We start from the raw sequence: 20020 nt of genomic DNA, 5'->3' as shown, positions 1-20020 counted from the left end.
GCCTTTCCCGTACACGAGGGCTGCTTCCCGGTCCCTTGACGGCGTCACATTCCGCCGGTACCTCAGAAGCAGGGTCGTTCCGCCGCGGCCCCCTGGAGGTGGCGTATGGCCGCATCGGCCAGGCACGAGACCCGGGCGCTGCTCCGCGCGCACCTCGCGGCCGCCTCGTCGTACGGCCATCTCACCAGCCGCTGCCCCGCCTGCCACCGCCTGCTTCGGCTGGCGATGGAGAGCACGCCCCGGCCGGCCGCGGCTCCCGGCGCCCCGCAGCCCCCGGGAGCCGGACAGGAGCCCCCCAGCGGCCCTCTGACGGCCTTGCAGGTACTGGGCGACCAGGAGCCGCCGGAAGCGCTCCGCGCGCTGGAAGCCGCCGACCCCGACCGGCCCTCGACCACGTGAGCGCACCGGCCGGTTTCCGAACTCCCGTCCCCCCAGGGGCCGATGGAGCCACAGCCTCCTTTAGCGCACGGTTACGGCACGCAACAAGCTCCGCGCGATGTGACGGGTGTCACCGCACGAGTTTCTGAAACCGCTCTCCTTACACCCCTCCTACAAGCAGTCAATTTAATATGTGCAATTGCACCGAGCTCCGACGCTGCCCACAGAGGATCCGACACCCCTCCCCAGGCTCGGACAAGGCCGCTCACAGACCCACCCGCAGGACCTCGCCGACCGCACAAAAAAGATCGCGCTGGACCCGGCGGAGTCCAGCGCGATCGACGACGCACCCTGTTCACTTGCCTGCGGAGCTCTGACGGCTTGGGCGTGGGGCCTGTTGGGGCAGGACCCGCGTCGCTTGGAGCTGTGGGCCCGGACGCCCTGACTGGTTGGGGGACCAGCCGGTTTGTCCGGTTATGAAGTTGTTCAGGCCTCGCTGCGCTGCTGCGGGATGCCCGCGAGCAGAGCGCGGACCTCGGCCTCGCGGTAGCGGCGGTGCCCGCCGAGCGTGCGGATCGACGTGAGCTTGCCGGCCTTCGCCCAGCGCGTGACCGTCTTCGGGTCGACGCGGAACATGGTGGCGACCTCAGCCGGGGTCAGCAGCGGCTCGGCATCAGGGGTGCGAGCGGTCATGAGCGGCCTCCTCGGGAGAACCGAACCTTCTCGGTTCTTTCCTCTAAATTCTGCACCTTGACCCGCGTTGCCCGAAATGGCGGACGCGAGTCGAGTCGGTTATAGGACGAACGGCTTGTCCTCGGCACTACAACTACACCATCTGTCCAGCCGCGTCGGCCAAACCGATGGAATTGCCCTCCCAGGTGTTCATCAGCGACGGAAGCCGATGGACCATGCCATAGCGGACAGTCACACCACTGTGACGATCAGTCACGGGGTGATCAGGAAGTCACCAGACCCCCCAAAGCGTGCAATGCGGATATTCCGCCCAAGGCGGAGCACAAGCGGGCGGAAGGAGCCCTCCCCGGACTCCTTGTCCTATTTTGGCATGAGGAGGGCCAACCAAGGCAAGGGTCTGTTAAGTGCAGTCCATCACCCTTGACACAAACGCCCGGATCGGGCCCTACGTCCCATCAGCTCCGCTTAAGACCCTTGACCGTACGCTGTTCGACGCCGTTCGAGCCGTGATGCAGGTCACTCGGTGACGAATCGTCAGCGAGCGGGTCACCGGGTCAGTTGGCCGAGCGCCGGTCCCGCACCGCGCGCCAGCGCTCCACGAGCCGCCCGTAGGCCTCCGCCGCGGCCGTCCCGTCCCCCCGGCGCAGCGCCTCGATCCCCTCGGCCACGTCGGCCGCCGAATGATCGCCCTCCAGCTCACCGGCCGGAAGGACGTGCACCAGGCCGCCGTAGTCCAGCTCCACCAGGGAGCGCGGGTGGAACTCCTCCAGCCAGCGGCCGACGTCCACCAGGCCGTCGATCAGCGGCCCCTCGTCGACGGCGTCCCGCAGCGCCCGCAGCGCCCGCGCCACCCGCCGCCTGGCCTGCACCATCGGCGTGCGGTACCGCAGCGAGGGAAGCTCGTCCCCGAAGTCGCCCGGCGCGGCGAACCCGTCCCCCGCGCCGGCGTCCCCGGCGGCCTTCGGGGCCGCACCGGCCGCCGCGGCCCCGACCCCCTTGACGTACTCCCGCTCCTCGTCGGAGACCAGGACGAACCAGTTCAGCGGCACCTGCCAGGTCGCCGTGCGGATCCAGGGCCGGGCGTCGGGGTTGCGGGCCAGCCAGCGCTCGTAGTCCTGGGCGGCCTGGCGCCGTACGAGCGGGGGCAGCACCGCGTCCAGGACCACCGCCGGCAGCTCCTCGGCGAGCTCGTCCAGTGCCTGCCAGCCGCGCAGCCGGGTGCGCCAGGGGCAGACGCAGACCACTCCGTCGACATCCAGCACGAACGCGTCCCTGCTCTCGTGCACCGGCACCGCCACCGGCGGGGTGGGCAGCAGGTCGGCCAGCGAGCGTCGCAGTTCGTCCTGGTACGAGGGACGGCCGGGGCGGCGGGCGTAGCGCGCCCAGTGGCTGCGCTCCGGCTCGGGGAAGGCGGCCAGCGGCTCGTAGACGCGCAGATAGGTCGGGTACGGGACGACCACGGAGGACACCTTGGGCACGCCTGCTCCCTCCCCACCGGGCCGGGGCCGAAACCCGCCCGGCCCGCGCCCGGACGGACGGAAAACCACTGCAAATCGTCCCACGCCCGGGCGGGAAGGTACTCCTTGGGAGGGTGATCCGGACCACTGCCCCTCTGGTGGGCACGGTCAGGGTCTAGTCTCCTGCCACGGCCCCCGCCACCCGCACGGGGACGCCCCACCACCCGCCGCTACTTACCTGGGAGTCACCACCGTGACCGACGTAACCGGCGCGCACGCTGACGTACTGCACACCCTGTTCCGCTCGGAGCAGGGCGGCCATGAACAGGTCGTGCTCTGTCAGGACCGCGCCAGCGGCCTCAAGGCCGTCATCGCCCTCCACTCCACCGCCCTGGGGCCCGCGCTCGGCGGTACCCGCTTCTACCCGTACGCGAGCGAGCAGGAGGCCGTCGCCGACGCGCTGAACCTCGCCCGCGGGATGTCGTACAAGAACGCCATGGCCGGTCTGGACCACGGCGGCGGCAAGGCCGTGATCATCGGCGACCCGGAGCTGATCAAGTCCGAGGAGCTGCTGCTCGCCTACGGGCGGTGCGTCGCCTCGCTCGGCGGCCGCTACGTCACCGCGTGCGACGTCGGCACGTACGTGGCCGACATGGACGTCGTGGCGCGCGAGTGCCGCTGGACCACCGGCCGCTCCCCCGAGAACGGCGGGGCGGGAGACTCCTCCGTGCTGACCGCCTTCGGTGTCTACCAGGGCATGCGGGCCTCGGCCCAGCACCTGTGGGGCGACCCCACGCTGCGCGGGCGCACGGTCGGCGTCGCGGGGGTGGGCAAGGTCGGGCACCACCTGGTGCGGCACCTGCTGGACGAGGGCGCCGAGGTCGTGATCACGGACGTGCGGAGCGAGGCCGTGGACCGTGTCGTCGCCGCGCACCCCGCCGTGCGCCGGGTCGCCGACACCGACGCCCTGATCCGCGTCGAGGGGCTCGACGTCTACGCCCCCTGCGCGCTCGGCGGCGCCCTGAACGACGCGACCGTGCCGGTGCTGACCGCCCGGGTGGTGTGCGGAGCGGCCAACAACCAGCTCGCCCACCCCGGCGTCGAGAAGGACCTCGCCGACCGCGGGATCCTCTACGCGCCGGACTACGTGGTGAACGCCGGCGGTGTCATCCAGGTCGCCGACGAGCTGCACGGCTTCGACTTCGACCGGTGCAGGGCGAAGGCCGCGAAGATCTTCGACACCACGCTCGCGATCTTCGCACGTGCGAAGGAAGACGGGATTCCGCCGGCCGCCGCGGCCGACCGGATCGCCGAGCAGCGGATGGCGGAGGCGCGCCCCGCGCACACGCGGTGAGGCGGCGCGCCGGCGCCTCTCGTCGCACGTTTGACCGGTACCTGCCGGTGGACAGTTGGAGAGAACTCTCACTTCCACCGGCGGGTCGCCCGCCGATAAGTGGTTAAAATCGCCACTGACCAGCGAGGACGGGGCGCCTCGAAGGTTCTGGGCGGACGCGCGTCCTGCGGGCGACGTACCGTATGGCCGCGGGCTCAGGTACCGTGGAAGCCCTACGGACCGGTCTCTCTGCGGAGAGCCCGTGCCGGAACATGAACGCGTGTCAGACTCTGGGGCCGTTGAGCCCCGTCGTTGAGGGGGTCGAGCCATGGGGCGCGGCCGGGCCAAGGCCAAGCAGACGAAGGTCGCCCGCCAGCTGAAGTACAACAGCGGTGGGACTGACCTCTCACGCCTGGCCGAGGAGCTGGGCGCATCGACGTCGAATCCGTCGCCGACCAACGGCGACCATTTCGAGGACGATGAGCAAGACGACGACCTGTACGCACGGTACGCCGACCTCTATGAGGACGACGACGAGGACGAGCAGGACGACTCCTCGCAACACCGTCGCGGCGCCTGAGACCCACGGTCGGCTCTGCCGTCCCACGCGCGTCGCAGGGTTCTCCACTTCACCCGGTCCGGTGCTTCCAGCGCCGGACCGGGTTTCGTGCTGTGTTCACCCGCCGCTCACGCGTGGTCGCCCACCAGAGCCGCTCCCGTGGTGTGCTCGCCCCGGGCGGTGATCTCACCGGCGACCCAGGCGTCGACCCCGCGGTCGGCCAGCGTGGTGAGGGCCGCGTCGGCCGACTCCTGCGGCACGATCGCGATCATGCCTACGCCCATGTTGAGGGTCTTCTCCAGCTCCAGTCGCTCCACGTTCCCGCTCCGGCCGACCAGGTCGAAGACCGGCGCCGGGGTCCAGGTGGTCCGGTCGACCACGGCGTGCAGGCCGTCCGGGATGACCCGGGCCAGGTTGGCGGCGAGCCCGCCGCCGGTGACGTGGCTGAAGGCGTGGACCTCGGTGGTGCGGGTCAGCGCCAGGCAGTCCAGCGAGTAGATCTTGGTCGGCTCCAGCAGCTCCTCACCGAGGGTGCGGCCGAAGTCCTCGATGTGCTCGTCCAGGGACAGACCCGCCCGGTCCAGCAGCACGTGCCGCACCAGCGAGTACCCGTTGGAGTGAAGACCGGAGGACGCCAGGGCGATCACCGCGTCGCCCTCGCGGATGCGGTCCGGGCCGAGCAGCCGGTCGGCCTCCACGACGCCCGTACCGGCGCCGGCGACGTCGAAGTCGTCCTCGCCGAGCAGACCGGGGTGCTCGGCGGTCTCGCCGCCCACCAGGGCGCAGCCGGCCAGGACGCAGCCCTCCGCGATGCCCTTGACGATGGCGGCGACCCGCTCGGGGTGCACCTTGCCGACGCAGATGTAGTCGGTCATGAACAGCGGTTCGGCACCGCAGACCACGATGTCGTCCATGACCATGGCGACCAGGTCGTGGCCGATGGTGTCGTACACACCCAGCCGGCGGGCGAGGTCGACCTTGGTGCCGACGCCGTCGGTGGCGGAGGCGAGCAGGGGACGCTCGTAGCGCTTGAGGGCGGAGGCGTCGAAGAGGCCGGCGAAGCCGCCGAGGCCGCCGAGGACCTCGGGGCGCTGCGTCTTCTTCACCCACTCCTTCATCAGCTCGACGGCGCGGTCGCCCGCTTCGATGTCGACGCCCGCCGCTGCGTAGCTGGCACCGGTTGTCTCAGACATGACGATGAGAACTTTCGTGTCGTACTGCGGGGGTGACGGGCTGCCTACGGACGACGGATGGCGTCGGCCGCGGCCGTGGCGGCGGGCCCTGCGGCCAGCTCGGTCTCCAGCAGCTGCTTGCCGAGCAGCTCCGGGTCGGGGAGTTCCATCGGGTACTCGCCGTCGAAGCAGGCACGGCACAGGTTCGGCTTGGCGATCGTGGTCGCCTCGATCATGCCGTCGATGGAGATGTACGCCAGCGAGTCGGCGCCCAGCGAGGTGCCGATCTCGTCGATGCTCATGCCGTTGGCGATCAGCTCGGCGCGGGTGGCGAAGTCGATGCCGAAGAAGCACGGCCACTTCACGGGCGGCGAGGAGATCCGGATGTGGACCTCGGCGGCCCCGGCCTCGCGGAGCATGCGCACCAGGGCGCGCTGGGTGTTGCCGCGGACGATGGAGTCGTCGACGACGACCAGGCGCTTGCCCTTGATGACCTCCTTCAGCGGGTTCAGCTTCAGCCGGATCCCGAGCTGGCGGATGGTCTGCGAGGGCTGGATGAACGTACGTCCGACGTACGCGTTCTTGACCAGGCCGCTGCCGAAGGGGATGCCGGAAGCCTCCGCGTACCCGATGGCGGCGGGGGTGCCGGACTCCGGGGTCGCTATGACGAGGTCGGCCTCGGCCGGGGCCTCCTTCGCGAGCTTGCGGCCCATCTCCACGCGGGAGAGGTAGACGTTCCGCCCGGCGATGTCGGTGTCGGGGCGGGCCAGGTAGACGTACTCGAAGACACAGCCCTTGGGCTTCGCTTCCGCGAATCGCGAACTGCGCAGGCCGTTCTCGTCGACGGCGACGAACTCGCCCGGCTCGATCTCGCGCACGAAGCTGGCGCCGCAGATGTCGAGCGCCGCGGACTCGGAGGCGACCACCCAGCCGCGTTCCAGCCGGCCGAGGACCAGCGGGCGGATGCCCTGCGGGTCACGGGCGGCGTACAGGGTGTGCTCGTCCATGAAGACGAGGCTGAAGGCGCCCTTGACCTGCGGGAGGATGGCGCGGGCCGCCTCCTCGATGGTCAGCGGCTTGCCGTCGGCGTCGACCTGGGCGGCCAGCAGGGCCGTCAGCAGGTCGGTGTCGTTGGTGGCCGCCACCCGGGTCGAGCGGCCGTTGGTGTCCTTGGGCAGTTCGGCGACCATCTCGGCGAGCTGCGCCGTGTTGACCAGGTTGCCGTTGTGGCCGAGCGCGATCGAACCGTGCGCGGTGGCGCGGAACGTCGGCTGGGCGTTCTCCCACACGGAGGCGCCGGTGGTCGAGTAGCGGGCGTGACCGACCGCGATGTGACCCTGGAGCGAACCGAGCGAGGTCTCGTCGAAGACCTGGGAGACGAGGCCCATGTCCTTGAAGACGAGGATCTGGGAGCCGTTGCTGACCGCGATACCCGCGGATTCCTGGCCCCGATGCTGGAGGGCGTAGAGCCCGAAGTACGTGAGCTTTGCGACCTCTTCGCCCGGAGCCCAGACACCGAAGACGCCGCACGCGTCCTGGGGGCCTTTCTCGCCGGGGAGCAGATCGTGATTGAGTCGACCGTCACCACGTGGCACGCCACCGAGTGTAGGCGAGGTCGACCACTGGTCCGAATTGGGGAATGTCAAAAAATCCCGGAGCCGCCACGTCACTTGTCCGCGACGATCTCCGAACTCTCTGTATTCACGCAGGTCAGACCGCTGGTGTGCGGGTGGTCGCGGCCCGCCCGGCCGATGCGGCCCGGATGGCGGCCGCGTCCCCGTCCAGGGCGAGTGAGGTGTCGCACACCGTGGGGGCCGGACTCGGTGCGCGTGCGGGCCGGGGCCGGGGCGGTGGGGCGGTTCGGCTCCGGGCGGAGCCGCGCCGGTTCAGGACATCAGCGGCAGCAGGCCGCCGAGGTCGGCCCGTTCCCCGCTGGCGCTGACGGCGGCGTGGTCGAGGGCGTCGCGCCACGCCGTCCGTCCGGTGGCCAGCCGGATCCAGGTCAGCGGGTCGGTCTCGACGACGTTGGGCGGGGTGCCGCGGGTGTGGCGGGGCCCCTCGACGCACTGGACGACGGCGTACGGCGGCACCCGCACCTCGGTCGAACCGCCGGGCGCCTTCACCGCGAGCGCGTCGGCCAGCAGGCGGGTGGCGGCGGCGAGGGCCTGCCGGTCGCAGGGGACCTCCAGGCCGGGCACGGCGGCGTTCAGGTCGTCGGTGTGGACGACGAGTTCGACGGTGCGCGTGACGAGGTAGTCGGCCAGCGGCAGGGCGCCCGCGTTGGTGGCGAGGAGCCGGGTGCCGGGGTGTTCGTCGAGCTGCCGGCCCAGGGCCCGGCCGATCTGGGCGAGGTGGGCGTCGAGGTCGGGGATCTCCGCGGCGAGGCGCCGGGTGAACGCGTCGATGGCCGCGGCGTTGGCGGAGGTCGCGAACGGCCAGTCGAGCAGGACGGTGTCCTGCCGCGCGGGTTCGGGCAGGTCGAGGGCGCGGCCGATGGCCGTGACGGCCATCCCGATGTGCACGACCAGTTCCCGCACCGTCCAGTCGCCGAGCCGGGTGGGCAGCGCGAGTTGTCCGGGGGTCAGCGTGCGCACGGCCTCCCGTACGGCGTCGAGCTGGGCGAGGACCGCCGTACGGGTCCGGGCGGGGTCGTAGGTCCTGGGGCGTTTCCTGGCCGGAGGCATGGCGGTGAGCCTATGTCTTCACGGCGTTGCCGTTCAGACCCTTTTCCACCGGCTCGACGGCGGGCCGGACCCGTTCCGGAGCATGGGCGGCGCGTCCTCGTGCGGTTCACCGGCGTCGACGCGGTGGTGGGGGTTCTCCTCGGTGAGGGCGCGGCGAGGGGCGCGCCGGGTACGGCCGCGGCGGCGGTACGCCTTCCGATGACCGGTACGCGTGGTTCTCGCCCCGGCCGTCCTGGGCCTCGGCGTGACCGCCGTGACCGCCCTCGCGCTGTTCCCGGGGTGTCGGGCGCGGGCCCGAACCGGTGCTCCCGCTCCCCCCGTTCGCACCGGTGCGGGAATCCGTCCCCGCCCGAGGACCGGGCCGGTCCCGGGGGTGTCCCGACGCGCGCGAGGGGACCGGCCGTCTCCTGGCTGGAAACGACCGGCCCCTCTCCGGCCTGTGACGCCGTCCCGCGGCGGGGACTACGACAGCAGCGCCGGGATCGTGCCCTCGTGCGCCTCGCGCAGCTCGGCCAGGCTCAGCGCGAACTCGCCCTGGACCTCCACCGAGTCGCCGTCGACGACACCGATGCGGGTGACGGGCAGGCCCCGCGCGCCGCACATGTCGTTGAAGCGCACCTCCTCGGAGCGCGGCACGGCGACGAGCGCGCGGCCGGCCGACTCCGACAGGAGGAAGGTGAACGCGTCCAGGCCGTCCGGTACGACCAGGCGCGCGCCCTTTCCGCCCAGCAGCGCGGACTCCACGACCGCCTGGACGAGGCCGCCGTCGGACAGGTCGTGCGCGGAGTCGATCATGCCGTCGCGGGAGGCGGAGATCAGGATCTCGGCCAGCAGCCGCTCGCGCTCCAGGTCGACCTCGGGGGGCAGGCCGCCGAGGTGGTCGTGGACCACCTGCGACCAGGCCGAACCGCCGAACTCCTCGCGGGTGTCGCCGAGGAGGTAGAGCAGCTGGCCCTCCTCCTGGAAGGCGACCGGGGTGCGGCGGGCCACGTCGTCGATGACGCCGAGGACGGCGACGACCGGCGTCGGGTGGATGGCGGCCTCGCCGGTCTGGTTGTACAGCGAGACGTTGCCGCCGGTCACCGGGGTGCCGAGCTGCCGGCAGCCGTCCGCCAGACCGCGCACGGCCTCCGCGAACTGCCACATGACCGCCGGGTCCTCGGGCGAGCCGAAGTTCAGGCAGTCGGAGACGGCCAGCGGCTTCGCGCCGGTGGTGGCGACGTTGCGGTACGCCTCCGCCAGGGCGAGCTGCGCTCCCGTGTAGGGGTCGAGCTTGGCGTAGCGGCCGTTGCCGTCCGTGGCGAGGGCGACACCGAGGCCGCTCTCCTCGTCGATGCGGATCATGCCGGAGTCCTCGGGCATGGCCAGGACGGTGTTGCCCTGTACGAAGTGGTCGTACTGCTGGGTGATCCACTTCTTGGACGCCTGGTTCGGGGACGCCACCAGCTTGAGGACCTGCGCCTTCAGCTCCTTTGCCGACTGCGGCCGGGGCAGCTTGTTCGCGTCGTCGGCCTGGAGCGCGTCCTGCCAGGACGGGCGGGCGTAGGGGCGCTCGTAGACCGGGCCCTCGTGGGCGACCGTGCGCGGGTCGACGTCGACGATCTTTCCGCCGTGCCAGTAGATCTCCAGCCGGTCGCCGTCGGTCACCTCACCGATGACGGTGGCGATGACGTCCCACTTCTCGCAGATCTCCAGGAACCGGTCGACCTTCTCCGGTTCGACGACCGCGCACATGCGTTCCTGCGACTCGCTCATGAGGATCTCCTCGGGCGAGAGCGTGGAGTCGCGCAGCGGGACGTCGTCCAGGGTGACGCGCATGCCGCCGGAGCCGTTGGAGGCCAGCTCCGAGGTGGCGCAGGACAGGCCGGCCGCACCCAGGTCCTGGATGCCGACGACCAGCTTCTCGGCGAACGCCTCCAGGGTGCACTCGATGAGCAGCTTCTCCTGGAAGGGGTCGCCGACCTGCACGGCGGGGCGCTTGGAGGGCTTGGCGTCGTCGAAGGTCTCGCTCGCCAGGATCGAGGCGCCGCCGATGCCGTCGCCACCGGTCCGGGCGCCGTACAGGATGACCTTGTTGCCCGCGCCGGACGCCTTGGCGAGGTGGATGTCCTCGTGCCGCATCACGCCGATGGCACCGGCGTTGACCAGCGGGTTGCCCTGGTAGCAGGCGTCGAAGACGACCTCGCCGCCGATGTTGGGCAGGCCCAGGCAGTTGCCGTAGCCGCCGATGCCCGCGACGACGCCGGGCAGCACCCGCTTGGTGTCGGGGTGGTCGGCCGCACCGAAGCGCAGCGGGTCCACGACGGCGACCGGGCGGGCGCCCATCGCGATGATGTCGCGCACGATGCCGCCCACGCCCGTGGCCGCGCCCTGGTAGGGCTCGACGTAGGAGGGGTGGTTGTGCGACTCCACCTTGAAGGTGACGGCGTAGCCCTGGCCGACGTCGACGACACCGGCGTTCTCGCCGATGCCGACGAGCATCGCGTCGTTCTCGGGGGCCTTCTCGCCGAACTGGCGGAGGTGGACCTTGGAGGACTTGTACGAGCAGTGCTCGGACCACATGACCGAGTACATGGCGAGTTCGGCGCCGGTCGGGCGGCGGCCGAGGATCTCCACGACCTTCTCGTACTCGTCCTTCTTCAGGCCGAGTTCGGCCCAGGGCAGCTCGACGTCGGGGGTCGCGGCCGCGTGCTCGACCGTGTCCAGAGGCGTCCTGCTCATGCGGTGACCAGCTTCTTGAGGATCGAGGTGAAGAACGGGAGGCCGTCGGTGCGGCCGGTGCCGATCAGCGGCTCGGTGGCGTGCTCGGGGTGCGGCATGAGGCCCACGACGTTGCCGGCCTCGTTGGTGATGCCGGCGATGTCGCGCAGCGAGCCGTTGGGGTTTCCGTACCCCTCGGCGGCTTCCCCGCGGACGACGTACCGGAAGGCGACGCGGCCCTCCGCCTCCAGCTCGTCGAGGGTGTACTCGTCGGCGACGTACCGGCCGTCCATGTTCTTCAGCGGGATGGAGATCTCCTGGCCCTCGCTGTAGTCGCTGGTCCAGGCGGTGGAGGCGTTCTCCACCCGCAGCCTCTGGTCGCGGCAGACGAAGTGCAGGTGGTCGTTGCCGAGCATCGCGCCGGGCAGCAGGTGGGCCTCGGTGAGGACCTGGAAGCCGTTGCAGATGCCGAGGACCGGCAGCCCGGCCCTCGCCTGCTCGATGACGGTCTCCATCACCGGCGAGAAGCGGGAGATGGCACCGGCGCGCAGATAGTCGCCGTAGGAGAAACCGCCGGGCAGGACGACCGCGTCGACCTGCTTGAGGTCCTTGTCCTTGTGCCACAGGGCGACCGGTTCGGCGCCCGCGAGGCGGATCGCACGCTGGGTGTCCCGGTCGTCGAGGCTGCCCGGGAAAGTGACGACGCCAATACGAGCGGTCACTTCGCGGCCCCCGCGACCACGTCCTCGGACTCGACCTTGACGGTGAAGTCCTCGATCACGGTGTTGGCGAGGAAGGATTCGGCAAGATCGTGAATGCGGGCGAGCGCGGCCTCGTCGACGGGCCCGTCCACTTCCAGTTCGAATCGCTTTCCCTGACGAACGTCGGAGATGCCTTCGAAACCCAGCCGCGGCAGTGCGCGCTGCACCGCCTGGCCCTGGGGGTCGAGGATCTCCGGCTTGAGCATGACGTCGACTACGACGCGTGCCACTGGCACTCCCGGTGTGTGGTGCTGAGCAGGTTCCTTCAGACTACCCGTACAAAATTTCTACGCGAGTAGACTGGTAGGAAACTACGTGACGCCCGTCACGATCCGGCATCGATCGGGGGGCTTCGTGAAAAGTTCTGGGAAAGTTCGGCGTTCCGTCGCGCATCGGGTATTGCCCGGGCGCCGACCGGGACACGCAGACAGATTTAGTCGGGGCTTCACTTCGCAATGCCCGGCACTGTACAAATGAATTGGCAACAGCCGATACTTTTCCCGATAACCGGCGAACAGCCGGCATCTCCGAACATCTCCCCACGTCATGGCGGAGCGGATGGTCGCAGAGGTGCCGCACGAAGGGACCGATATTCGTGGCGCAGCGTGTCGTGGTCACTCTCTTTGACGACATCGACGGCTCGGAAGCGGCGGAGACGATCGCCTTCGGACTCGACGGCAGGTTCTACGAGATCGACCTGAACCAAACCAATGCCAAGAAACTGCGTAAGGCGCTCGCGCCCTACGTCGAGGCGGGCCGCAAGCGGTCCAGGTCCGGCAAGGCCTACCGGCAGACGGAGGTCGCCCCCGACCCGGCGGCCGTCCGCGCCTGGGCCCAGGCCAACAAGATGGACGTGCCGGCGCGGGGCCGCATCCCCAAGAAGGTCTACGAGGCGTTCAGCGCGGCCCAGTGACGGACGCGCGGCCCGGGCGCACCCGCCCGGGCGCACCGGGAGCGCGCGGCATGTCCGAGCGCTCCCGGATGCGGTCCAGGGGCCGTCAGCGGGCCCTGGGAGCAGCCGACTTGCGCTACCCCCCTGCTGATCAGCTAATGTCTGGAGCACGCCGAGGGGCGAGGCCGGAAGGCTGAGACCCACGGAGTACATGCGGGTGTAGTTCAGTAGTAGAACATCCCCCTTCCAGGGGGAAGGCGCAGTGTGCGATTCCTGTCACCCGCTCTGCACCACCGATCCGACCACGCAAGTGGATCAGGTAGGCTGGTGCTCGCACCGATCGGTGGAAGCCGGTCGGAGGCAATGCGGACGTAGCTCAGTTGGTAGAGCGCAACCTTGCCAAGGTTGAGGTCGCGAGTTCGAGCCTCGTCGTCCGCTCGGGAATGAGACCCCGGTCCTTTGGACCGGGGTCTTTTCATGTCCGCCCGTATGCCTCTCTCGGCGCGCTCGACTGACATTTGTCATTCCGGTCGATGACACCGCGCACTGCTGCGCGTCCTCGCCGGCCGCGACGCTGGTGTCATGGACAGGAACGAACACGAACACGTGATAGAGGTCACCGACCTGCGGCGTGTGTACGGGGGCGGGTTCGAGGCCGTACGCGGCATCACGTTTCACGTGAAACACGGCGAGATCTTCGCGCTGCTCGGCACCAACGGCGCCGGAAAGACATCGACGGTCGAACTGCTGGAGGGACTGGCAGTCCCGGCCTCCGGGCGCGTACGGGTACTGGGCCACGACCCCCACACCGAACGCGCCGCCGTACGGCCGCGCACCGGGGTCATGCTCCAGGAGGGCGGCTTCCCGTCCGAGCTGACCGTCGCCGAGACCATGCGGATGTGGGCCGGCTGCGTGAGCGGAGCCCGCGAACCGCGCGAGGCGCTCGCCCTGGTGGGTCTGGAGCGGCGCGCGGACGTACGGGTCAAGCAGTTGTCCGGCGGTGAGCGGCGCCGGCTGGACCTCGCCCTCGCCCTGCTCGGCGATCCCGATGTGCTGTTCCTGGACGAGCCGACCACCGGGCTGGACGCCGAGGGCCGCCGGGACACCTGGGACCTGGTGCGGGCACTGCGCGACGCGGGCACGACCGTGCTGCTCACCACGCACTACCTGGAGGAGGCCGAAGGTCTCGCCGACCGGCTGGCGATCCTGCACGAGGGACGCATCGCCGCCGCGGGAACCCCAGCCGAGGTGACGGCCGCTCAGCCGTCCCGGATCTCCTTCGAACTGCCCCCGGGTCACTTCCTGGGCGACCTGCCGCCACTCGCCGAGCTGGGTGTGTGCGGTCACGAGACCGAGGGGCGCGTCGTACGGCTGCGCACACGGGAGTTGCAGCGGACCGCCACGGAACTGCTGCTCTGGGCCCGGCGGTCCGGGCTCGAACTGCGCGGCCTGGACGCGCGGTCGGCCTCCCTGGAGGAGGCGTTCCTCGGAATCGCACGGGAGGCCTCCGCGCGGACCGCGTCCGCGCCGAAGGAGACGGAGTACGCCGCATGACCAGCACCCTCACTCCTTGGGCGGCCCGTGCACAGGGCGGCCCCAGCACCTCGCTGAGCCGCATGACCGCCCTCGCCCGCGCCGAACTGACCCTGTTCGCCCGGAGCAGGAGCACTCTCGTCGCCGCCGTCTTCGTCCCGCTGGTCCTGCCGTTCAGCCTCCACTCGGCGGCCGGGCAGATGAACCTGAAGGACGCAGGGCTCACCGTGGGGCTCGTCATGCTGCCCGCCGCCATCGGCTTCTCGCTGCTCTTCGCCGTGTACTCCACGCTCGTCGGCGTGTTCGTCGCCCGCCGCGAACAGCTCGTCCTCAAACGGCTGCGCACCGGAGAACCGCGGGACGCGGAGATCCTCGCCGGGACCGCGCTGCCCGCCGTCGCCACGGGCCTGGGGCAGTCACTGATCCTCACGGCCGCCTGCACGGCTCTCCTGCACGTGCCCGCACCGCGCGCACCGCACCTGGCCGTGCTCGGGCTGCTGCTGGGGCTGGCGCTGTGCCTGACCCTCGCGGCGGTCACGGCGGGCCTCACCCGCACCACGGAGAGCGCCCAGGTCACCTCGATTCCGCTGATCATGGTCTCGGCGATGGGCTCGGGGATCGCCGTCCCGCTGGAGATCCTCCCCGACCGGCTGGCCCATCTGTGCGAACTGCTGCCGTTGACACCCGCGGTCACCCTGGTGCGCGGCGGCTGGACCGGAGAGCTGAGCGGCCCCGAGATCCTGCGGGCCCTGGCCGTCGCGCTGGTCTGGCTGGCGCTCGCGGTGTTTGCTGTACGGCGTTGGTTCCGCTGGGAACCACGTCGCTGAGCGGGGAGAGGGAGCCGGCGCTGGGCGGGGGGACGGAGGCGGTGGGTGCCGAGCGGGGAGACGGGCTCGGCACCGGGGGCAGAAACGGACTCGGCATCGGGCGGCGGAGCGGGCGCGGAGACGGGTCCGGCGGCGAGTGACGGGGCGGGTCCGGCGGCCGGGCGCGGAGACAGGGGCGGTGTCGGGCTCGTGGGCGGGCGCGGAGACAGGGTCGGTGTCGGGCTCGTGGGCGGGCGCGGCGCCGAGCAGCGGGACAGACCCGGCGCCCGGCGCGGGGATGGGCCCCGCGCCGGGCGTGGTGGCGGAACGGACGGACTGGAGGGGCGCGGTGCTCGACGGCATCCGGCGGTGGCAGCGGCGCGAGTGGCGGGAGCGGAGCAAGGCGGAACGCGTGCAACTGCACAGCGTGATCACCTTGTGCGCCGCTGAGTGGGTGTTCATGCTCACCTGGCTGGTGCTGCCGGTCGCCGCGGGAGTGCGTCACCGGCCGCTGCCGCTCGCCCTGGCGGGCCTGCTGGTCGTCGTCGGCGTGCTCCAGTGCGTTGCGGCCAACCGGCTCGTACGGCCTTCCTTCGAGCACTACCTGGGCCACGTCCGGCTGCCCGGACGCGCGCTGGCCGCCCCCTTCGGCCTGCTGGTGGCCGCCGTCGCCCTTCCCCTCGTGCTGTCCAGCGTCGGGGCGCTCGCACCCTGGACGGCCCGGCTCGCCCTCGGCGCCGCCCTGGTGTCGTTCGGTCTGCTGTACGCGATGATCGTGTCCGTCCCGGTGTTCCTGCGCCGCTCCGCCGCGGTGGGGCTGGTCCTCATGGCGGCGGACGCGCTCGCCGTCCGAAGTGCCCCCGACGTCCTGATGGTGGGTCTGCTGGTCGCCTTCTCCATCGGCTTCTCCCTGCTGGCCGCACGCTGCGGCGCGTGGACCCTCTCCGTGCTGTGGGAGGCGGAGCGGGCCCGCGAGACCGAGGCCCGGCTGGCCGTCGCCGAGGAACGGCTGCGGTTCGGGCGGGACCTGCACGACGTCCTGGGCCGCAATCTCGCGGTGATCGCGCTGAAGGCCGAGCTCGCCGTGCAGTTGGGCCGGCGCGGGCGGCCCGAGGCGGTGGACCAGATGATCGAGGTGCAGCGGCTGGCGCAGGAGTCGCAGCGCGAGGTGCGCGCGGTGGTGCGCGGGTACCGTGAGGCCGACCTCGGCGCGGAACTCGCCGGGGCCCAGGGCGTGCTGGCCGCCGCGGGCATCGACTGCACCGTCACCGGCTCGGCCCCCGGGCTGCCCGCCCCGGTGCAGTCGGCGCTCGGCTGGGTGGTGCGCGAGGCCGCCACGAACGTGCTGCGGCACGGCGACCCTCGCCAGTGCTTGATCTCCCTGCGCGTGACCGGCGGCCGGGCCGAGCTGACGGTCGAGAACGACGGGGTGCCCGACACCCCGGCCGCCGGCCGACCGGGCTCCGGCCTCGCCGGACTGCGCGAACGGCTCGCGGACCTCGACGGCCTGCTGCGGGCGGGCCCGGCGGACCCCGGCCGCTTCCGCCTGACCGCCGAGGTACCGCTGCCATCCGACACCCCGCCGCGGCCCTCCGGCCCGGCAGCCGAGGACACCACCCTGAGCGAGGCCACCCCATGACGACGCCACCGGCCCCCGTACGGCTGCTGCTGGCCGACGACGAGCACCTGATCCGCGGGGCGCTCGCCGCGCTGCTCTCGCTGGAGGACGACCTCCTGATCGTCGCGGAGGCGGCGAACGGACCGGAGGCGCTGGCGATGGCCCGGGCGCACGAGCCCGACGTCGCGGTACTGGACCTGCAGATGCCGGGCGCGGACGGTGTGAAGGTCGCCACATCCCTGCGCGCCGAGCTGCCCGGCTGCCGGGTGCTGATCGTGACCAGCCACGGACGGCCGGGACACCTGAAGCGGGCGCTCGCGGCGGGGGTGCGCGGGTTCGTCCCGAAGACCGTCAGCGCCCAGCGGCTCGCCGAGATCATCCGCACCGTCCACACCGGGAACCGCTACGTCGACCCGGAGTTGGCCGCCGACGCGATCTCCGCCGGGGACTCCCCGCTGACCGCGCGGGAGGCCGAGGTGCTGGAGCTGGCCGCCGACGGCGCGCCGGTCACGGAGATCGCGGAGCGGGCCGCGCTCTCCCCGGGGACCGTCCGCAACTACCTGTCGTCGGCCGTGACCAAGCTGGGCGCGGAGAACCGGCATGCCGCGGTGCGCCTCGCACGCGAGCGAGGTTGGGTATAGTTGCTCTCGCGCCACGGCGCAACGCGGACGTAGCTCAGTTGGTAGAGCGCAACCTTGCCAAGGTTGAGGTCGCGAGTTCGAGCCTCGTCGTCCGCTCCGCACAGAAGCCCCCCGGTCCACCGCCGGGGGGCTTCTTCGTGTGCCAGGGCCTACGACCAGGTCGTTCCCGTCAGCCGCTCGTACGCCTCCACGTACTTGCCGCGGGTCGCCTCCACCACCCGCTCGGGCAGCGGCGGCGGGGGCTGCTCGCCCGTGCGGTCCCAGCCGGACTCCGCCGAGGTGAGCCAGTCACGGACGAACTGCTTGTCGTACGAGGGCTGCGCGCGTCCCGGCTGCCACTGGTCGGCCGGCCAGAAGCGGGAGGAGTCCGGCGTGAGCACCTCGTCGGCGAGGACGAGCGTGTCGCCGTCGTAGCCGAACTCGAACTTGGTGTCGGCGAGGATGATCCCCCGGTCCTTGGCGATGTCCCGGGCCCGGCCGTAGACGGCGAGGGTCGCCTGGCGCAGCCGGGCGGCCGGCTCGGCGCCGACCTGGCGGGCCACTTCCTCGTAGGAGACGTTCTCGTCGTGCTCGCCCACTTCGGCCTTGGTGGCCGGGGTGAAGATCGGCGCGGGCAGCTCGGAGCCGTCGACGAGGCCCTCGGGCAGGGCGAGGCCGCAGACCGTGCGGGAGGCGTTGTACTCGGCCAGGCCGGAGCCGGTGAGGTAGCCGCGGGCCACGCACTCCACGGGGATCATCCGCAGCGACTTGCACACCAGCGTGCGCCCGGCCCAGTCGGCGGGGGCGCCCTCGGGGACGTCGGTGCTGATGACGTGGTGCGGGGCGAGGTCCGCGAGGCGGTCGAACCACCACAGGGAGAGCTGGGTGAGGATGCGGCCCTTGTCGGGGATCTCCGTGGGCAGTACCCAGTCGTAGGCGGACATGCGGTCACTGGCGACCATCACGAGGTCGCCCGCCTCGTTCTGGTACAGCTCGCGCACCTTGCCGGTGTGCAGATGCACCAGACCCGGAACCTGGATCGGCTCGGGCTTTTCGACGAATCCGGACACGGTTCCTCCCCGTGGTTCTGTCCAATGCCCTGATTCTCCCGTATCGGGGGTGGGGCGAGGACAGCGGGTCAGTCGCGCTTGCAGATGCGGTCCAGGAGGTTGGCGGTGGCGCGCTGGATGCGGGGGTCGACGTGGCCGGGCCGGTCCAGCGCCGGTGACCAGGCGAATGTTCCGGAGGCGAAGACCAGGGCGCCGGACGGGGACCGGTACAGGGACGTCTCCTGGTGGCGCGGGGCGCCCTCGGCGTCGGTGTACGGGGAGTGCGCGAGGAGGATGCGGTCCTGGTGGTCAGGGAGCGGCGTGCGGGGGAAGTAGCGGTCGGCCTCGCCGGCGACCAGCCCCTCGATCCCGTCGCCCTCGCGCGCTCCGGTCCCCTCCCACAGCCAGTGGCCGGCGTTGCGCACGATCAGCGGGTGCGGTTCGGGGACGCGGCCCGCGTACTGGATGCCGACCAGTTGCTGCTCGGGCCGGTCGATCTCCCGCCACAGCACCGGCCGGCCGGGGCCCTTGCGTTTGCGGCAGGTCAGCAGGCGGTCGGGGACGCCGGCCGGGGAAGGGCCCAGCTCGACCTGCCAGTACAGGGTGTTGGCGGAGAGGAAGACCAGGGAGGTGCCGTGCTCGCGGGCGAGTTCGACGGTGCGGCGCATCGGGGCCGACCAGTACTCGTCGTGGCCGGGGAAGACCAGGCCGCGGTACCGGGTGGGGTCGACGCGGCCGGCGTGCAGGTCGCGGGCGTCGGCGTAGGCGAGGTCGTAGCCGTAGCGCTCGGCCCAGCGGATGAAGTCGTAGGCGTGGCCGACGTGCAGGGGCAGGCCCGCGCCCGCGTACGGCCGGTCGAAGGAGACCGTGGTGGCCGCGCCGGCCTCGCCGAGCAGCCGGCCCTCCTCGTCCCAGGCGTGGTAGAGGCTGGCGCCGGTGTGGCCGTCCTCCGGGTAGAGGTTGTAGGCCTGCCAGGTGATGTCCGGCAGCAGCAGGAGCAGGTCCGCCGGGTGGGAGTCGCGGACGGTGAACGGGATGTGGGAGCGGTAGCCGTCGGCGGTGGTCAGCACGGCGACGTACGCGCCGATGCTCCAGTAGGACGGGATCTGCAGCCGCCAGGACAGCCACCAGTGGTGACAGGACACGGTGCGGTCGGCGGTGAGCGGCGGGGGCTGGACGATGCCCGAGAGCCGCGGGCTGGTGGTGATCTTCGCGGCGCCGTCGCCGCCGTAGTGGCCGATGCGGTACACGTCGACGCCGAACTCCTGCGGCGGGTCCACGGTGATGTGGAAGTCGATCGCCTCGCCGGGCGTGACGGCGCCGGTGGAGGCGAAGCCCTTGATCTGGCGGTGCACGTCGTCGGCCGAGCGGGGGCCCACCTCGGCGGCGCGGGGGGCGGGGACGCGGGGCGCGGTGGCGGTCGCACCGCCGCCGTGCCCCGTGCCGGGCGCGGCCTGCGGGGGCGGGTCGACGTACCAGGGGACGACGTGGCCGGTGTCGTCGAAGTACGTCTCACTGCCGCGCAGCCAGGGGACGGGGCCCTGGCCGAACGGGTCCGTGACGGCGTGCGCGAGTGCTCCCGACTCCCAGCGGCGGACGCGGTCCGATCCCATTGGCTGTCCCCCTCCCTCGTGCCCCCGTGCTCTGTCGTACGGCGGTGCGAAAGCGTCGGCGGCGGTACGGCGGTGCGTCGGCGACGCGCCGGGTCCGCTGAGTCCGCTGAGTGGCTGACCGTACGGCTGCGCGGTTGTCGTATGTCGTACGC

General features: G+C 71.5%; 18 protein-coding genes and 3 tRNA genes. 11 read left to right on the top strand and 10 right to left on the bottom strand.

Features of this window, described 5'->3' with window-relative positions; genetic code table 11:
- Positions 1-105 precede the first annotated feature (105 nt).
- Positions 106-399: a DUF6274 family protein gene (locus ACFC02_RS00670; protein ID WP_376350195.1), complete on the top strand. Its 294-nt coding sequence runs from the start codon at positions 106-108 to the stop codon at positions 397-399.
- Between the two features lie 465 nt (positions 400-864).
- Here the strand turns inward: ACFC02_RS00670 and bldC are convergent, their stop codons facing one another.
- Complete coding sequence (bldC, locus tag ACFC02_RS00665) at positions 865-1071, bottom strand: developmental transcriptional regulator BldC (RefSeq protein ID WP_003949541.1); 207 nt, start codon at positions 1069-1071, stop codon at positions 865-867.
- Positions 1072-1625: 554 nt separating this feature from the next.
- Complete coding sequence (locus ACFC02_RS00660; RefSeq protein WP_376350192.1) at positions 1626-2549, bottom strand: hypothetical protein; 924 nt, start codon at positions 2547-2549, stop codon at positions 1626-1628.
- A 232-nt stretch (positions 2550-2781) separates the two neighbouring features.
- On the opposite strand from ACFC02_RS00660, the gene ACFC02_RS00655 reads away from it, so the two are divergent.
- Positions 2782-3882 carry a Leu/Phe/Val dehydrogenase gene (locus ACFC02_RS00655; protein WP_376350189.1) on the top strand — a complete coding sequence of 367 codons (1101 nt, stop codon included), beginning with the start codon at positions 2782-2784 and terminating at the stop codon, positions 3880-3882.
- Between the two features lie 307 nt (positions 3883-4189).
- Positions 4190-4441, top strand: coding sequence for a DUF3073 domain-containing protein (locus ACFC02_RS00650; RefSeq protein ID WP_360978662.1), 252 nt, complete (start codon positions 4190-4192; stop codon positions 4439-4441).
- Between the two features lie 107 nt (positions 4442-4548).
- On the opposite strand, the gene purM is transcribed toward ACFC02_RS00650, so the two are convergent.
- The 6 genes from purM to purS form a co-directional block, all read right to left on the bottom strand.
- A complete protein-coding gene (gene purM, locus ACFC02_RS00645) occupies positions 4549-5613 on the bottom strand; it encodes a phosphoribosylformylglycinamidine cyclo-ligase (protein ID WP_376350186.1) in 1065 nt (354 codons plus the stop codon).
- A gap of 44 nt (positions 5614-5657) precedes the next feature.
- Positions 5658-7187 carry an amidophosphoribosyltransferase gene (purF, locus tag ACFC02_RS00640; protein WP_376350184.1) on the bottom strand — a complete coding sequence of 510 codons (1530 nt, stop codon included), beginning with the start codon at positions 7185-7187 and terminating at the stop codon, positions 5658-5660.
- A gap of 291 nt (positions 7188-7478) precedes the next feature.
- Positions 7479-8276, bottom strand: a complete 798-nt coding sequence (locus tag ACFC02_RS00635; RefSeq protein WP_376350181.1) for a sterol carrier family protein — start codon at positions 8274-8276, stop codon at positions 7479-7481.
- A 462-nt stretch (positions 8277-8738) separates the two neighbouring features.
- Positions 8739-10997, bottom strand: a complete 2259-nt coding sequence (purL, locus tag ACFC02_RS00630; RefSeq protein ID WP_376350178.1) for a phosphoribosylformylglycinamidine synthase subunit PurL — start codon at positions 10995-10997, stop codon at positions 8739-8741.
- A complete protein-coding gene (gene purQ / locus ACFC02_RS00625) occupies positions 10994-11698 on the bottom strand; it encodes a phosphoribosylformylglycinamidine synthase subunit PurQ (protein WP_376350175.1) in 705 nt (234 codons plus the stop codon). Before purQ ends, purL begins: the two co-directional genes overlap by 4 nt.
- Positions 11695-11967 (bottom strand): phosphoribosylformylglycinamidine synthase subunit PurS, encoded by a 273-nt coding sequence (gene purS / locus ACFC02_RS00620; RefSeq protein ID WP_031037010.1) that lies wholly within the window; start codon positions 11965-11967, stop codon positions 11695-11697. Before purS ends, purQ begins: the two co-directional genes overlap by 4 nt.
- A gap of 365 nt (positions 11968-12332) precedes the next feature.
- On the opposite strand from purS, the gene ACFC02_RS00615 reads away from it, so the two are divergent.
- From ACFC02_RS00615 to ACFC02_RS00580, 8 genes are all read left to right on the top strand, one after another.
- Positions 12333-12650: an Lsr2 family protein gene (locus ACFC02_RS00615; protein ID WP_037862750.1), complete on the top strand. Its 318-nt coding sequence runs from the start codon at positions 12333-12335 to the stop codon at positions 12648-12650.
- Positions 12651-12842: 192 nt separating this feature from the next.
- Positions 12843-12914, top strand: a tRNA-Gly gene (locus ACFC02_RS00610).
- Between the two features lie 80 nt (positions 12915-12994).
- Positions 12995-13067 (top strand) — tRNA-Gly (locus tag ACFC02_RS00605).
- Positions 13068-13211: 144 nt separating this feature from the next.
- Complete coding sequence (locus ACFC02_RS00600; protein WP_376350172.1) at positions 13212-14183, top strand: ABC transporter ATP-binding protein; 972 nt, start codon at positions 13212-13214, stop codon at positions 14181-14183.
- Entirely contained in the window at positions 14180-14989 is an 810-nt protein-coding gene (locus ACFC02_RS00595; protein WP_376350169.1) for an ABC transporter permease, read from the top strand. Before ACFC02_RS00600 ends, ACFC02_RS00595 begins: the two co-directional genes overlap by 4 nt.
- A gap of 277 nt (positions 14990-15266) precedes the next feature.
- The gene (locus tag ACFC02_RS00590; protein ID WP_376350266.1) at positions 15267-16607 is read left to right on the top strand and encodes a sensor histidine kinase; all 1341 of its coding nucleotides are present in this window, start codon (positions 15267-15269) and stop codon (positions 16605-16607) included.
- Positions 16604-17227 (top strand): response regulator, encoded by a 624-nt coding sequence (locus ACFC02_RS00585; RefSeq protein WP_376350166.1) that lies wholly within the window; start codon positions 16604-16606, stop codon positions 17225-17227. Before ACFC02_RS00590 ends, ACFC02_RS00585 begins: the two co-directional genes overlap by 4 nt.
- A gap of 23 nt (positions 17228-17250) precedes the next feature.
- Positions 17251-17323, top strand: a tRNA-Gly gene (locus ACFC02_RS00580).
- A gap of 53 nt (positions 17324-17376) precedes the next feature.
- Here ACFC02_RS00580 and ACFC02_RS00575 read toward each other — a convergent pair.
- Together ACFC02_RS00575 and ACFC02_RS00570 are read right to left on the bottom strand one after the other, a co-directional pair.
- A complete protein-coding gene (locus ACFC02_RS00575; RefSeq protein WP_376350164.1) occupies positions 17377-18276 on the bottom strand; it encodes a phosphoribosylaminoimidazolesuccinocarboxamide synthase in 900 nt (299 codons plus the stop codon).
- A 68-nt stretch (positions 18277-18344) separates the two neighbouring features.
- Complete coding sequence (locus ACFC02_RS00570; RefSeq protein WP_376350161.1) at positions 18345-19868, bottom strand: N,N-dimethylformamidase beta subunit family domain-containing protein; 1524 nt, start codon at positions 19866-19868, stop codon at positions 18345-18347.
- Positions 19869-20020: the final 152 nt, after the last annotated feature.

This window comes from Streptomyces sp. NPDC056160, from assembly GCF_042268205.1.
Lineage (GTDB): Bacteria > Actinomycetota > Actinomycetes > Streptomycetales > Streptomycetaceae > Streptomyces.
The sequence above is the reverse complement of the archived record's forward strand: the minus strand, read 5'-3'. Positions and strand labels throughout refer to the sequence as shown.